This window comes from Stenotrophomonas sp. ZAC14D2_NAIMI4_6 (assembly GCF_003086875.1).
Lineage (GTDB): Bacteria > Pseudomonadota > Gammaproteobacteria > Xanthomonadales > Xanthomonadaceae > Stenotrophomonas.
Genome location: NZ_CP025996.1, coordinates 1032754 through 1047593 on the forward strand (window position 1 = coordinate 1032754; position 14840 = coordinate 1047593).

The 14840-nt window shown below is 67.8% G+C and carries 15 protein-coding genes and 1 tRNA gene; 9 read left to right on the top strand and 7 right to left on the bottom strand.

Features of this window, described 5'->3' with window-relative positions:
* Positions 1-13: 13 nt before the first annotated feature.
* On the bottom strand, positions 14-346 hold the full coding sequence (locus C1933_RS04635; RefSeq protein WP_234414652.1) for a hypothetical protein: 333 nt from the start codon (positions 344-346) through the stop codon (positions 14-16).
* 636 nt (positions 347-982) lie between these two features.
* Positions 983-1075: transfer RNA gene (locus C1933_RS04640), tRNA-Ser, on the bottom strand.
* A gap of 141 nt (positions 1076-1216) precedes the next feature.
* Here C1933_RS04640 and dnaX point away from each other — a divergent pair.
* From dnaX to C1933_RS04660, 4 genes are all read left to right on the top strand, one after another.
* Entirely contained in the window at positions 1217-3247 is a 2031-nt protein-coding gene (gene dnaX, locus C1933_RS04645; protein WP_199911413.1) for a DNA polymerase III subunit gamma/tau, read from the top strand.
* 6 nt (positions 3248-3253) lie between these two features.
* Positions 3254-3574 (top strand): YbaB/EbfC family nucleoid-associated protein, encoded by a 321-nt coding sequence (locus tag C1933_RS04650; protein WP_019659509.1) that lies wholly within the window; start codon positions 3254-3256, stop codon positions 3572-3574.
* A gap of 236 nt (positions 3575-3810) precedes the next feature.
* A complete protein-coding gene (recR, locus tag C1933_RS04655) occupies positions 3811-4410 on the top strand; it encodes a recombination mediator RecR (RefSeq protein ID WP_108752335.1) in 600 nt (199 codons plus the stop codon).
* Between the two features lie 66 nt (positions 4411-4476).
* Complete coding sequence (locus C1933_RS04660) at positions 4477-4836, top strand: histidine triad nucleotide-binding protein (RefSeq protein ID WP_108748739.1); 360 nt, start codon at positions 4477-4479, stop codon at positions 4834-4836.
* A gap of 74 nt (positions 4837-4910) precedes the next feature.
* Here C1933_RS04660 and C1933_RS04665 read toward each other — a convergent pair whose 3' ends face one another.
* Genes C1933_RS04665 through C1933_RS04680 form a run of 4 tightly spaced genes read right to left on the bottom strand, consistent with a single transcriptional unit; the run spans position 4911 to position 9274 of the window.
* Complete coding sequence (locus C1933_RS04665; protein WP_108748740.1) at positions 4911-5435, bottom strand: Slp family lipoprotein; 525 nt, start codon at positions 5433-5435, stop codon at positions 4911-4913.
* Entirely contained in the window at positions 5432-7381 is a 1950-nt protein-coding gene (locus C1933_RS04670) for a DUF3488 and transglutaminase-like domain-containing protein (RefSeq protein WP_108752336.1), read from the bottom strand. Before C1933_RS04670 ends, C1933_RS04665 begins: the two co-directional genes overlap by 4 nt.
* On the bottom strand, positions 7374-8324 hold the full coding sequence (locus C1933_RS04675) for a DUF58 domain-containing protein (protein ID WP_199911414.1): 951 nt from the start codon (positions 8322-8324) through the stop codon (positions 7374-7376). The genes C1933_RS04670 and C1933_RS04675 overlap by 8 nt, the downstream gene beginning before the upstream one ends.
* Positions 8321-9274, bottom strand: coding sequence for a MoxR family ATPase (locus C1933_RS04680; protein ID WP_108748742.1), 954 nt, complete (start codon positions 9272-9274; stop codon positions 8321-8323). The genes C1933_RS04675 and C1933_RS04680 overlap by 4 nt, the downstream gene beginning before the upstream one ends.
* 44 nt (positions 9275-9318) lie before the next feature.
* Here C1933_RS04680 and C1933_RS04685 point away from each other — a divergent pair, with 44 nt between their 5' ends.
* Entirely contained in the window at positions 9319-11157 is a 1839-nt protein-coding gene (locus C1933_RS04685; RefSeq protein WP_108752337.1) for a glycosyltransferase family 39 protein, read from the top strand.
* A gap of 134 nt (positions 11158-11291) precedes the next feature.
* On the opposite strand, the gene C1933_RS04690 is transcribed toward C1933_RS04685, so the two are convergent.
* Positions 11292-11864 (bottom strand): Maf family nucleotide pyrophosphatase, encoded by a 573-nt coding sequence (locus C1933_RS04690; RefSeq protein ID WP_108752338.1) that lies wholly within the window; start codon positions 11862-11864, stop codon positions 11292-11294.
* Positions 11865-11978: 114 nt separating this feature from the next.
* Between C1933_RS04690 and C1933_RS04695 the strand changes: the two genes are divergently transcribed.
* From C1933_RS04695 to C1933_RS04710, 4 genes are all read left to right on the top strand, one after another.
* Positions 11979-12488, top strand: a complete 510-nt coding sequence (locus C1933_RS04695) for a YceD family protein (RefSeq protein ID WP_108748745.1) — start codon at positions 11979-11981, stop codon at positions 12486-12488.
* A 117-nt stretch (positions 12489-12605) separates the two neighbouring features.
* Positions 12606-12800: a 50S ribosomal protein L32 gene (rpmF, locus tag C1933_RS04700; protein ID WP_004154640.1), complete on the top strand. Its 195-nt coding sequence runs from the start codon at positions 12606-12608 to the stop codon at positions 12798-12800.
* Positions 12801-12891: 91 nt separating this feature from the next.
* Entirely contained in the window at positions 12892-13869 is a 978-nt protein-coding gene (locus C1933_RS04705) for a beta-ketoacyl-ACP synthase III (protein WP_108748746.1), read from the top strand.
* Positions 13870-13942: 73 nt separating this feature from the next.
* Positions 13943-14725 carry a serine/threonine protein phosphatase gene (locus C1933_RS04710; RefSeq protein WP_108752339.1) on the top strand — a complete coding sequence of 261 codons (783 nt, stop codon included), beginning with the start codon at positions 13943-13945 and terminating at the stop codon, positions 14723-14725.
* The last annotated feature ends 115 nt before the right edge of the window (positions 14726-14840 follow it).

A 14840-nucleotide genomic window follows, 5' to 3' on the forward strand; every position in this document is an offset into this window, starting at 1 on the left:
GGCTGCATCGATTCTAGTTCCAGATCACGATGGTTCCATCCGCGCAGTTCAACTGCATTGCTTCCGGGCCAGAGTAGCCGCTGTCACTCACGTCTACGGTGAGTGATACCCCGCCAGAAAACTGCGCCACCATTGTCGTTTGATCGAGCAGATAGTTCGTTAGAAGCAGCCCCTGTGGGGCTTGCGCAGGCTGCTTCGCAGTGCCATCGCAATGAAGGCGGACAGTGTTGTAGATGTGCAGCTCCCAGCCATCATGGGTCCTGATCGTCGTGATGCCGTCGCCCGTTTCCAGCGTCACCGCTTTCCCGATCAGATTCCGAAGTCCCGCCATCTGATGTTCCATCATGTTTCGGCCCGTACGACTGGAGAAGGGAATGGCAGCCAGGATGTCGCTGCGTCGCTGCAGTATGGGGCGGCGACGCAGCGGGAGAGAGTGGGGGCGGGGAAGGGGAAGGGGCCGGTGAAGCCAACCCCGGAGGGCTTCTCAGCCCCCGTCCCACTCGCCGACCAACGCAGAAGGGTGGCCTTGTGGGCGGGCCCAAGGTGAAGAGGGCAAGAGAGTGGTGCGAAGGACGTCTGCTCCACGCAAGGCGTGGATCTACGGATCTGTCCGGACGAGCAAGCCCCTCTGTTGAGGGGCTGCCCCGACAGGGGCGGGGAGAGGCAGGCAAAGGGAGGGGCCCATTCGTTGCGTAGCAACGCATGGGGCGAAGCGCGCGCAGCGCACTTCGCATCCCGCGCCAGATAAATGAAAAAGGCTGCCCAGAGGGCAGCCTTTTTCATTTATCTGGCGGAGAGAGGGGGATTGTCGGGTGCATCCCTGCACCCGATCCCGATGCGCGTTGCACATCGGGACCAGCCTCCGGCTGTCCGGTTCTGCTCCTGCAGAACCGTCGAACCCCAGCGGGGCGTCTCACCCGCCATCCCGTCCGCCGCACAAACGCAGAAGGGCCACCCTGTGGGCGGCCCTTCTGCGTTTGTCTGGCGGAGAGAGGGGGATTCGAACCCCCGAAGCGCGGTTTAGACGCTTACACACTTTCCAGGCGTGCTCCTTCAACCACTCGGACACCTCTCCGGATTCCCTGCCATCGGCAAACGCCTCAGCAGGGGCGCAGATTCTAGCGGGCGCCGCGCCCGGACACAAGCACCGTGTTTCAGGGGGAGGGGGCTGGACAGGCATGGCACAATGGAACATCCGATGGAAGACGGTGGCCTGATGTCCTATCTCGTGCTTGCCCGCAAGTGGCGTCCGAAGCGTTTCGCCGAGCTGGTGGGCCAGGAACACGTGGTCCGTGCGCTCAGCAATGCGCTGGACAGTGGCCGGGTCCACCATGCGTTCCTGTTCACCGGTACCCGCGGCGTGGGCAAGACCACCATCGCGCGTATCTTCGCCAAGTCGCTGAACTGCGAACAGGGCACCAGTGCCGACCCCTGTGGCCAGTGCGCAGCCTGCCTGGACATCGACGCCGGCCGCTACATCGACCTGCTGGAAATCGACGCCGCGTCCAATACCGGCGTGGATGACGTGCGCGAAGTGATCGAGAACGCCCAGTACATGCCCTCGCGCGGCAAGTACAAGGTCTACCTGATCGACGAAGTGCACATGCTGTCCAAGGCGGCGTTCAACGCGCTGCTGAAGACGCTGGAAGAGCCGCCGGAGCATGTGAAGTTCCTGCTGGCCACCACCGACCCGCAGAAGCTGCCGGTTACCGTGCTCAGCCGCTGCCTGCAGTTCAACCTGAAGCGGCTGGACGAGGACCAGATCCAGGGCCAGATGACCCGCATCCTGGCCGCCGAGGAGATCGACTCCGATCCCAGCGCCATTGTGCAGCTGTCGAAGGCCGCCGATGGCAGCCTGCGTGATGGCCTGTCGCTGCTCGACCAGGCCATTGCCTATGCCGGTGGTGCCCTGCGCGACGACGTGGTGCGCACCATGCTGGGCACCGTGGACCGCACCCAGGTGGCGGCCATGTTGGATGCCTTGGCCGACGGCGAGGGCGCGCGCCTGCTGCAGGTAGTGGCGGCGCTGGCCGAGTTCTCGCCCGACTGGAGCGGCGTGCTGGAAGCGCTGGCCGAGGGGCTGCACCGTATCCAGGTGCAGCAGCTGGTACCGGGCGCGGCTGCCGCCGCCGAGGGCCTGGACGTGGCCGCCTTTGCTGTCCGCCTGCGCCCGGAAGTGGTGCAGCTGTGGTACCAGATGGCGCTCAATGGCCGCCGCGACCTGCCGCTGGCGCCGAGCCCGCGCGCAGGCTTCGAAATGGCCGTGCTGCGCATGCTGGCCTTCCGCCCGGCGGCCGCGGTGCCGCCGGTCCCGCGTGCGGTCGACCCGGCCGCAGGTGCTGCCCCGGGCGGCAACGCGCCCAACGGCGGTGGTGCCGGTGGCAGCCAGGAGGCCGCTCCGGCCGCTGCTGCCTCCGCCCAGGCCCCGGCGGCGTCAGAGCAGGTGCGCGCAGCAGCGCATACCCCGTCGCCGCAGCCCGAGCCGCCGCCGCGCGAACCAGAGCCTGAACCGGAACCGGAACCCACCCCGGAACCTGAACCGGTGCCGGTGGAAGAACCCGAAACCCCCACGCCGGTGAAGGCCGAGATTGCCGCGCCGCCGGCCGAAGCGAGCGACGATCTGCCGCCGTGGGCGACCGAGGAGGCCGAGGCCGCCCACGCCCGTGATGCGTCGCTGGCCGCCGCGCATGCCACCCCGGAGGCGGCCATGGTCGCCCCCTGGCACGAACCGCCGGCGCCGGCACAGCCCGCCGAGGTTGCCGAAGAGCGCGCGTTCCAGCCGGAAGGCATTGCCATTGCGCCCGCACCGGCGGCCGCCGACCGTGGCCCGCAGGAAGCGGTGAGCGAACTGGCCAGTGCCGAGGACTGGCTGGACCTGGTGGCCGGCAGCGGCCTGAACGGCCCGTCGCGCCAGTTGGCCGCCAACGCCGCCTTCATCAGTTGCCAGCAGGGCACCTTGAAACTGGGGCTTTCGCCCGGATTTGAATACCTGCGCTCCGAGCGCGCGCTGGCGGCGCTGGGCGAGGTGCTGGAAAAGGCCCTGGGCCAGGCGCTGCGGATCGTGGTCGAGACCGTGGAAACCGAACACGTACCGGCCGAGACCCTGCACCAGCGTGCCGACCGCCAGCGCGGCGAGCGCCAGCAGGCCGCCGAGGCCACCTTCATGGACGATCCGGAAGTCCAGCTGCTGATCCAGCAGCACGGCGCCCGGGTCGTTTCCGATTCCATCCGTACTTTTGACGAGTAAGACGACATGCGCGGGAACATCGCCCAACTGATGCAGCAGGCCCAGAAGATGCAGGAAAACCTGCAGAAGGCCCAGGAAGAAATCGCCAGGATCGAAGTGACCGGCAGCGCCGGTGGCGGCATGGTCAGCGTCACCCTTACCGGTGCGAAGGAATGCCGCAAGGTGCGCATCGACCCGTCGCTGACCAGCGATCCGGAAATGCTGGAAGACCTGATCGCGGCCGCCTTCAACGACGCGTCCAACAAGATCGACGCCGAATCGAAGTCGAAGATGGGCTCGGCCACGGCCGGCATGCAGCTGCCGCCGGGCATGAAGCTGCCGTTCTGATACCCGTAGCGTCGAGCGTGCTCGACTGGTCGTTCCGTAGCGTCGAGCTTGCTCGACTGGTCCTTCCGTAGCGTCGAGCTTGCTCGACTGCATGCATGAATCAGTCGAGCATGGCTCGACTCTACCAAGCCCTTCAGTCGAGCATGGCTCGACTCTACTGAACCCTTCAGTCGAGCATGGCTCGACTCTACCAAGCCCTTCAGTCGAGCAAGCTCGACTCTACAAAGCCTGCCGCCGTGTCCGCACCTCTGCTTGAACAATTGATCGATGCGCTGCGGGTGCTGCCGGGCGTGGGCCAGAAGACGGCCCAGCGCATGGCCTACCACCTGCTGGAACGCGAGCGCGAGGGCGGCCAGCGCCTGGCCGAAACCCTGGCGTTGGCGGTGGAGCGCATCGGCCACTGCGCGCAGTGCCGTGATTTCAGCGAGAGCGAGGTGTGCCCCACCTGCGCCAACGGCAGCCGCGAGCGCAGCCAGCTGTGCGTGGTGGAATCGCCGGCCGACCGCCTGGCCATTGAAAACGCCACCGGCTTCCGCGGCGTCTACTTCGTGCTGCAGGGGCGCTTGTCACCGCTCGATGGCGTGGGCCCGCGCGAGCTGGGCCTGGAACAGCTGGAGCAGCGCCTGGCCCAGGGCGAGGTGCAGGAACTGATCATCGCCACCAGTGCCACCGTGGAAGGCGAAGCGACCGCGCACTACCTGGCGCAGTTGGCGCGCGTCCGCCAGGTGCGGCCCAGCCGCCTGGCCCAGGGCCTGCCGCTGGGGGGCGAACTGGAATACGTCGATCGCGGCACCCTGTCGCACGCCTTCGGCACCCGCAGCGAATTCCGCGACTGATACGCGGCCGGGCAACGCCTGCTGTCGCCGGCCTACAATGCGGGGCATATCCCGCCGAGGCCGACCATGAGCAGCGAAACCCTCTTCAGCAAGATCATCCGCCGCGAGATCCCGGCCACCATCGTCTACGAAGACGACGAGGTGCTGGGCTTCAAGGACATCGCACCGCAGGCGCCGGTGCACGTGCTGTTCATTCCAAAGAACGAGATCATTCCCACGCTGGATGACCTGCAGCCGTCGCAGGCGCACCTGATCGGCAAGCTGGCGCTGGCAGCCGCGGCCTACGCGCGCAGCGAGGGTTTGGCCGAAGACGGCTACCGCATCGTGATGAACTGCCGCGAGCATGCCGGGCAGACCGTGTTCCATATCCACATGCACCTGCTGGCCGGCGCGCCGCTGGGGCATTTCGGTACGCCGGGGCGTTGAGGCCACCGCATCCACGCGTGGCCAGGGTGATGGCGCGCGTAAAAAAAGGCCGCCCTGGGGCGGCCTTTCTGTACTTACCACCAGCCCCAGCGGCCGTAGCCCCAGTACGGGCCCGGGCCCCACGGGCCATATGGACCGTACGGGTAGGGCACCACATCCACCTGGCGCTGTTCCGGCCACAGGTAGATCACATCGGCGGCCAGCTTCGGCAGGCGGTAGTCGTAATCACCGATGCGCGTATTGGAATAGCCGTCGATCTTGCCGATGAAGGTCACATCGCGGCCGGCTTCGAACACGGCCGGGTCGTAGAAGCCGGCGCGGCAGGCAATGAAGCGGCCGTCGCTGGCGTCGGACGAGGTGGTGTTCGGGCGGCCACTGCCATTGAGCGGGCGCGAGATCATCTGGAAGCAGGTCTCGCCCTGGCCGGGCAGGGTTTCAATGATGCGACCGCCCCAACGGACCGGCGTGCCGACCTGCTGGGTGGCGACCGAATCGCGCGGGGACACCAGGCTGAACTGTCCCTGCAGCGGCTTGGGTGCCGTTGCGCAGGCCGACAGGGCCAGCGTGGCCACGGCAGTAAGAAGGAACTTGGTTTTCATTGGGAAGCTCCGGAAGACGGGCGATGCCTGCGCAGGTCCCGCAATAATGCGGCGAGGTCGGTGCGAGTGCCAGCGTAACGCGCGTCAGCGAAACGCTGGCTGAGTGCCAGCAGGGCAGGGTCAGGGTGCTGGGCATGCACGCGGCCGGCCCAGATCATGGGGGGCTCGTGCGGTTCGCGGCCCAGGCCGCGCCGCGCGTAGCGCCGGCCCAGGCGGCGCCAGGCGCGCAGCAGGGGATCGCGCTCGCGCTCGCCACGTGCCAGCAGCCAGGCCATCCAGGCCAGTGCCAGCAACGCGGCCGTCACGAAGCCCGCCAGCAGCTGTCCCGGCCCCAGATCGTCCAGCCCCAGTGGCTGCAGCATCTGCTGCTGGCGGCGTGCGTCGAAGGAAAGCACCAGGTCGTTCCAGCCGCGGCGCAGCCAATCGCCCATCTGTCCGATCTGCAGCCAGCGCTGCTGCAGGTTGGTATCGGTGCCGGCCTGCAGGCGGTCGTCCAGTGTGTCCAGGATCCGTTCCGGTGCCACCGCGGCGGTCGGGTCCACCCGCACCCAGCCCTGCTGCGGCAGCCACACTTCGGCCCAGGCGTGGGCGTCCATGCGGCGTACCACCCAGTAATTGCCGATGCGGTTGCGGGTGCCGCCGGCGAAGCCGGTCACCACCCGCGCGGGAATGCCGGCGTTGCGCATCAGCACCACGAAGGAAGAACTGAAGTGCTGGCAGAAGCCGGCCTTGTAGTCGAACAGGAAGGCATCGACCGGATCGCGCCCGGCCACCGGGGTTTCCAGCGTGTAGGAGAAGTCAGTGGTGATCCAGGCCAGCGCCCGGCGTACCACGGCGGCATCGTCATTGCCGGCCTCTTGTCGCCACTGCCGGGCCAGGGTAGCGGTGCGCGGGTTGAAGCCTGCGGGCAACTGCAATGCTGCGCGGCGCTGTTCGGCCGACAGCGTGGCATCGAAGCGGCGTGCTGGTGCCGATTGCAGGCGCCAGCGGGTCAGTGCGCTCAGGCGGCGGTCGCTGGACAGGCTCATGTCCGCATCCAGGCGGGCGCCGGCCGGTGCGCTGCGCGGCAGGTCCAGCGCCACCAGCTGGCGGCGGTCGGTGGGCTCGTAATCGATCTGGTAATCCCAGCCGGAACCTGTCTGTTCCACGACCGCCGGCGTGCGGAACTGCGCGGCGGGATCGCGCCGCCACACGTGGCCATCGAAGCGGGTCATCACCGGGCCGCGCCAGTAGCGCTGTTCCGCCGCTGGCGCTGCACCGAAGAACTGCACGCGCAGGGCGGGCGTATCGTCGGCCATCAGGTCCAGCCACTGGTCCGGCTCCATCGTGTCGGACAGCCCGGGCGTGCCGACGGCGCGATCGGGAATGCCCCACAACGGCGTGGCCAGGCGCGGGAACAGCCAGAAGCAGGCCAGCGCCAGCGGCAGGCCGATCAGCAGCAGGCGGCCAACGCCGTGCAGCTGACCGCGCAGCGGCACCGGCGCGCTATGGCCTTCGCCCTGGGCCAGGCGCTGCAGCGCCAGCAGGCCGGTGATGCCGGCCAGTGCCGCCAGCGCGGTGGTCAGCGGCCCCTGGTCGAGCAGGAAGGCGGCAAACGGTGCGAACAGGGCGAAGCCGATCAGGCTGCGCGCATCACGCAGGCTGCGCAGCTCGCTGGATTTGATCGCCAGCATCGCCGCCAGCATCGCGCAGCCGGTGTCGCGGCCGGGGCGCATGGCGCCCATCTGCCAGACGATGGCGCCCAGCATGGCCAGCACCAGCAGCACGCGCACCGGCATCGGCAGCACGCGCCGCTGCGACAGCAGGGCGGTCAGCACGGCGGCACCGGCAAACAGCGCGGCCAACAGCGTGGGCAACTGCAGCAGCAGCGGCAGCAGGGCCAGCGCCGCACTGGCCAGCGTCCAGTAGCGCGCGTTGCGATCGATCAGGGGCGCGGTGTCAGTCATGCGGCAACAGGGCCAGTGCGCGCAGGCACAGATGGTGGTGGCTGGCACCCTGGCCGGGGCCCAGCGCGGGCTGGCCGGGCAGCAGCAGGGTATAGCGGCGTCCCTCACGTTCGGCCAGGTCGACCCAGCGCGCCAGCCGCGCAATGCGCGCTTCGCCGGCCATCGGTGCCAGGGCGCGCCAGTCCAGCATCACCTCGATGCCGACTGGCTTTTCGTATTCGCGTACCAGCAGGCTGTCGCGCCGCGCCGAATGTTTCCAGGCAATGCTGCGCGGTGGGTCACCGGCGCGGTACGGGCGCAGCTGGTGCAGTTCCTCGCCGCTGGCATGGGCGCGGGTGTGCAGCGGGTCGCTGCCGCGCTCGGGCAGGGCCGGGCCCTGTGCTTCGGCGTGGGGGTAGACCAGCAGCGGTTGTTCGGGCCAGACCCACGACCAGGCCCGCACCAGGCCCAGCGGCTGGGTGCTGGACAGGCGCACGCGTGGCAGGTCCAGCCAGCCGCGCCGCTGCGTGGGTACATCCAGTTCCACTTCGCCGCGGCCCTGCGCTGGCAGGTCGGTCCAGGCCTGGCTGTCGCCCAGTTGCAGGTGCAGACCGTGGCGCGCACGTGGGTCGCGCACGGAAAGATCGATGCGCAGCCGCAGCGGTTGTCCGGCTGCGACCGGTTCGGCGGCGATCGCATCGACCTGCACGCCGGACAGCTGCAGGTGCGCGGCAATCGCGCTGGCCACCGCGGCCGCTGCCAGCAGCAGGGCCAGCAGCAGGGCCGGGTTGTTGTTGTAGTTCAGTGCGCCCAGCAGCATGGCCGCCAGCAGGGTAGCCACGAACAGGCCGAAGCGCGTGGGCAGCACGTAGATGCGGCGGCGGTCCAGCCGCTGCGGCAATGCCTCCGGCGTGCGTGGGCGCGCCAGCAACTGCAGCCGTGCCCAGCGCGAGGAGACGTTCAATCGACCGCCACCGTCTGCAGGATCGCCCGTGCCAGGGCCGGACCGGCGCTGGATTCGGCTTCGCCCACCAGGCGGTGGCCGGCGACCGCGACGAACAGGGTCTGCACGTCTTCGGGCACCACATGGCCGCGGCCCAGCAGCAAGGCATGCGCCTTGGCCGCGCGCAGCAGGGCCAGGCCGGCGCGCGGTGACAGGCCCACGCGCACGCCTGCATGCTGGCGGCTGCGGGTCAGCAGCGCCTGCACGTAGTCCACCAGGGCATCGCTCACATGGATCTGGCCGACCGCTTCGCGCAATTGCCGCACCTGGTTGTCATCCAGCTGCGGCACCGCACGTGCAATCAGGTCGCGGCGGTCGGTGCCGCGCAGCAGCTCGCGCTCGGCCTGCGGGCTGGGATACCCCATGGCCAGGCGCAGCAGGAAGCGGTCCAGCTGTGAATCGGGCAGCGGGAACGTGCCGGACAGATCCACCGGGTTCTGCGTGGCGATCACGAAGAACGGGTCCGGCAGGGTATGCGTCTGCCCGTCCAGCGTGACCTGCTGTTCGGCCATGGCTTCCAGCAGGGCGCTCTGCGTGCGCGGCGGCGCGCGGTTGATCTCATCGGCCAGCAGCACATGGGTGAACACCGGGCCGGGATGGAACTGGAACTGGCGGCTGCCAGCGTCGTACACCGATACGCCCAGCACATCGGCGGGCAGCAGGTCGGAGGTGAACTGCACGCGCTGGAAGCCCAGCCCCAGGCTGCTGGCCAATGCGTGCGCCAGCGTGGTCTTGCCCAGGCCGGGCAGATCCTCGATCAGCAGATGGCCGCCGGAAAGCAGGGCAACGAAGGCCAGGCGCACCTCCTGCACCTTGCCCAACACCAGCGCGTTGACCTGGTCCTGCGCATTGCGCAGGGACTGTCGCAGTTGATCGGTTAGCATGCTGGGCATGGGGGACGAAGCTGTCATGATCGTCTCACGTTCGGGAACCCATCGATTCTATCCATAGAGCAATGCAGGGCGAACAGCGCGCACGCACGATATTTGTCTGGTTATGGACGCTCGTCACAGCGGCCAAGCTGGTCGTGGCCGCACGGCTGCCCCTGTTCGTCGATGAGGCGTTCTATTGGCAGGAGGGCCAGCACCTTGCGGCCGCCTATTCCGATCTGCCCGGCCTGACCGCGTGGCTGGCGCGGCTGGGCGTGGAAATCGGTGGCCATCATGTGCTGGCGCTGCGCCTGCCGTTCCTGGCCATCGGCGCGTTGCTGCCGTTGCTGGTTTCGCGCGTGGCCACCCGCTGGTTCGGCGCGGTGGCCGGTTGGCAGGCCGGCAGCCTGACCTTGTTGATGCCGTTGTCGGCCACGCTGGGCCTGCTGGCCGTGCCCGATGTGCCGATGGCGCTGGCGGCGGTGTTGTGCCTGGATGCCGGTGCGCGCCTGCTGCGCAACGTCGATGCCTCTTCGGCGGTGAAGCTGGGCCTGGGCCTGCTGATCGGCGCACTCAGCCACTACCGTTTCATTGGTGTCATCGGCGTGGGCTTCATTGCCCTGCTGGCGCTGCCGCAGGGGCGGCGGATGCTGGCCGACCCGCGCGTGTGGGTGGCGCTGGCGGTGGGGGTGTTGGCCTGGCTGCCGCTGCTGGCCTGGAATGCCGACAACCACGATGCTGGGCTGAAGTTCCAGGTGGTGGAGCGCCATCCCTGGGCATTCGAGTGGCGCGGGCTATGGTTCCTGGTGATCCAGCCGATGCTGGTCACGCCCATCCTGTGCATTGCCATGTGGAAGGTGGCGCTGGCCGGTACCCGCAGCGGTGGCGGTGCGCGCGTGCAGTGGCGCTACTTCGGCCTGGTGGGCGGCGTATCCACGCTGGCCATCTTCGTGCTGGGCTTCTTCACCGATGTGGAGCGCATCAGTTTCCACTGGCCGTTGCCGGGCTACCTGGCCCTGCTGGTGGCGGTGCCGGTGGTACTCAACGGCTGGCCGCGCGGCCTGCGCCGCACCGGCTGGTGGCTGGCGGGCGCAGGCATGGTGCTGGCGTTCTCCTATTACCTGATGGCGTCCTCGCCGGGCCTGCGCGAACAGCTGGCGGGTAACAAGTACTACCCGCGCAATTTCGCAGGCTGGCAGCCGCTGGCAGCGGCGGTGCGCGAAGAGCTGGCACAGATGCCGGAAGGCACCCGGGTGCTGGCCGGCAACTTCAAGGTGGGCGCCGAGCTGGGCTTCCAGCTTGGCGATGGGGATATCGCGGTGCTGCCGCACCCGCTCAACGACAAGCATGGGCGCAGCGCGCAGCTGGCGCAATGGCAGTTGCTGCACGATGGCACGCGGCAGCAGCCGATGCTGCTGGTGCTGTCGCCCAGCGACCAGCGCTACCGCGACCTGCTGCAGCGTTACCACGCGGTGTGCGAACAGGTGGGGCCGTTGCCGCCGCCACGCGTGGTCAGCAGCGATCACGGCTTCCAGCGCTTCCTGTTGTTCCGCCTGCCGGCGCAGCGCGTGGACGCGCCGTGCGTGACCCCGGCGATGGCGTGGCTGGATGCGCCGTCCAATGGTGATGTCGTTTCCGGCACGCTTGCGGTGAAGGGCTGGGCCTTCAAGGACGGTGTCGGGCTGTCGCGGGTGGAGGTGCTGCTGGACGGCCAATCGCTGGGCGATGCCCGCTATGGCCGCGAATTCGACATCCGCGCCGCCTGGCCGGGCACCACCGATCCCAGCCACCCGCACGTAGGCTTCGATGCCAGCGTGGATACGCGAGCGCTGGCGCCCGGCCGGCATTGGCTGGGCCTGCGTCTGCATGGCCGCGACGGCAGCGTGGAGCAGTGGCAGGAACAACCGTTCGAGGTTGCCCCGTAACGCGCAATGTCGAGCGTGCTCGACTGTCGGGTGCGTAGAGTCGAGCTTGCTCGACTGCTTTGCCTGTAGAGTCGAGCCATGCTCGACTGATCGGTACATTCAGTCGAGCATGGCTCGACTCTACCAATGTGGGGTCACGGCACGGCGAAGCCGGCCTTCCGCAGCAGCCCGCACAGGGCGATCAGGGGTAGGCCGACCAGCGCGGTGGGGTCGCGGTTGTCGATCGCCTCGAACAGGCTGATGCCCAGTCCTTCGCACTTGAAGCTGCCGGCGCAGTCCAGTGGCTGCTCGGCCGCGACGTAGCGGGCGATCTCGTCCTGATTGAGAACGCGGAAGCGGACCTCGGTCACATCCACGGCTGCCAGCTCGTCTCCATCACGCGTGAGACTGATGGCGGTATGGAAGCGCACGGTTTTCCCGGACATGGCGGCCAACTGCGCGCAGGCGGCGTCCACCGTGCCCGGCTTGCCCAGCGGCAGGCCGTCCAGGTCGGCCACCTGGTCCGAGCCGATCACCCAGGCGCCGGGGTGGCGCGCGGCCACCTCGGCGGCCTTGGCGGCGGCCAGGCGTACCGCCAGCGCGGCCGGTGCCTCGCCGGCGCCCGGGGTCTCGTCCACGTCCGGGCGTGCGCAGTCGAAGGGCAGGCCCAGCCGTTGTAGCAGCTCGCGGCGGTAGCGGGAGGTGGAGGCCAGCAGCAGGGCGGACATGCGATAATTCCGGGGCAGGGCGGGGCAGTCTGGCCCGGCGTGAAGGCCCACAGCAAGCCCCGCCCGGCGGGGTATTTGACAGCGGGCGGGCTGATCCTTAGTATTCAGCGGCTTATGTCCGCGAACGTGCCCGAAACGCTGGATGCTTGGCGGATGGTTGTAGCGCGCAGGCGCTTCGACGGCCAGGTCTCTTTGGCTGAATTGACCCGCCTGCAGGGCTTGGTCGCCGATACCGACGGTGAGTGCAGTTACTCGCTTGAATTCGGTCGCGACGAGGTCTTGCGGGTATCCTATGTGGAACTGACCATCGATACCGCGTTGCCGCTGACCTGTCAGCGCAGCATGCAGCGATTCCTGTTGCCGGTGAAGATGACCCAGAGGCTTGGCCTGATCCGCGACGAGGACGAGGAATCGTCCCTGCCGGAAGAGTACGAAGCGTTGCTGGTGCCGGAAGATGGCCAGCTGCGTCCGCTGGACCTGGTCGAAGACGAGTTGGTGCTGGCGGTGCCGGTGGTGCCGTTGTCACCCGACGGTGAAGCCGTCGACCGGGACTGGGCACCAAGCGAAGAAGAAACGAAGAAAGCCAACCCGTTTGCGGCGTTGGCGGCCCTGAAGAAAGAATAGAAGCATTAGCAGCCGGATTGTCGTCGGCGGCTGCGGCGAAAGCGAAAGTGTGCTGGGCGCTGGCGTCCTGCGCGACGATACGACGAAGCAAAAACGAACCGAGTTTGGAGCAATCCCATGGCTGTCCAGAAATCCCGTGTCACCCCGTCCCGCCGCGGTATGCGCCGTGCGCATGACGCCCTGAGCGCCAAGCAGCTGTCGACCGACCCGACCACCGGCGAAGTGCACCTGCGTCACCACATCACTGCTGACGGTTTCTACCGCGGCAAGAAGGTCATCCAGACCAAGACCTCGGCCGTCGAAGAAGATTGATGTGCCGGGAAGGCCGCTGCCTGATGGCAGCGGCCTTCGCCTTTCTTCCCGGGTGTGCCGGTGATCGGCGGCCCGCGCAACAGGAAACATGATGAGCAAGCGGATCTACTCGAGGATCGCGGGCACCGGTAGCTATTTGCCGGAAAAAGTCCTGACCAACGCCGACCTGGAAAAAATGGTCGAAACCTCGGACGAGTGGATCCAGACGCGCACCGGTATCCGCGAACGGCACATTGCTGCCGAAGGCGAAACCACCAGCGATCTCGGCTACCAGGCCGCGCTGCGTGCGCTCGAAGCGGCCGGCATCGATGCCAGCCAGCTCGACATGATCGTGGTGGGTACCACCACCCCAGACCTTATTTTCCCGTCCACCGCGTGCCTGATCCAGGCCAAGCTCGGTGCATCGGGTTGCCCCGCTTTCGACGTGAACGCCGCCTGCTCGGGCTTCGTGTTCGCGCTCAGCGTGGCCGACAAATTCATCCGTTCCGGTGATGCCCGCCACGTGCTGGTGATCGGTACGGAAACCCTGACCCGCATCGTTGACTGGGAAGACCGCACCACCTGCGTGCTGTTCGGCGATGGTGCCGGCGCGGTCGTGCTCAAGGCCGACGAAGAGACCGGCATCCTCAGCACCCACCTGCATTCGGACGGCAGCAAGAAAGAGCTGCTGTGGAACCCGGTGGGCGTGTCGGTCGGTTTCAAGGGCGGCGCCAATGGCGGCGGCACCATCAACATGAAGGGCAACGACGTGTTCAAGTACGCCGTGAAGGCGCTGGACTCGGTCGTGGACGAAACCCTGGAGGCCAACGGCCTGGACAAGTCCGACCTGGATTGGCTGATTCCGCACCAGGCCAACCTGCGCATCATCGAAGCCACGGCCAAGCGCCTGGACATGTCGATGGACCAGGTGGTGGTCACTGTCGATCGCCACGGCAACACCTCCTCGGCCTCGGTGCCGCTGGCGCTGGACGCCGCCGTGCGTTCGGGCAAGGTCGAGCGCGGCCAGCTGCTGCTGCTGGAAGCCTTCGGTGGCGGCTTCACGTGGGGTTCGGCTCTGCTGCGCTATTGATAGCGTCAGTTACGACAACGTGAATCTGTCGTTACGGCCCCTCTGGGGCCGTAACGCGTTTAGGAGAACCGTCATGGTTGAGCCCATCGTGATTGAAGGGCAGCGTGCCTGGCTGAAGCAGTACGGCAAGGGAAGCCGCGCACTGGCCCTGGGCCTGCTGAACTTCGTCGCCCATCGTTTCCAGTTGGACGCGCTGCGTCCGCCGCCGCACCGTGGTGGTGATGCCGCCCGCGAAACCGAAGCACGCCGCCTGAGCGAACTGCATGCGCAGGGCATCAACGTGCCCGAAGTGATCGGCAGCGGCCACGCCGCGCTGGTGATCGGCGACAACGGCAGCTCCTTCAATACCTGCCTGCGCGAGGCCGACGCGGCCGGTCGCGACCGCCTGGTGGCCGCCGCCATGCAGGCACTGGCCGAGGCACATGCGCGCGGGGCCTATTTCGGCCAGCCGCTGCCGCGCAACCTCACCTGGGACGGGCAGAAGGTGGGCTTCATCGATTTCGAAGAAGACCCGCTGGAAGTGATGGACCTGGCCGAGGCACAGGCCCGCGACTGGCTGATGTTCGGCTATGGCGTGGCCAAGTACTACGGCGACCGCCCCGAACGCCTGCAGGCGATGATGGCCGAGGCCATGAACAGCGTGCAGGGGCCGGTGCGCGCCCACGTGCATTCGGTCAGCGGGCGCCTGCAGGGCCTGGCCCGGGTCTGCATGAAGATGGGGCGCTCGGCGCGCGCGTTGGCGCATTCGATCTTCATCACCCATGGCGCCACCACGCTGGGCCTGATCATGGTGGTGGGGCTGTGCATGGACTTCTTCGCCGACGGCGAGCTGGACATCCTGCAGCTGTTCTGCTGAAGGCGGGCAGGGGTCAGGGCCCTTTTCCGGAGGAAAAGGGATCCGGCCCCGCCATTGCTCCATACGCCGTGCATACGCGCACGTACAGACGACACGGGGAATTCACCCTTATCAT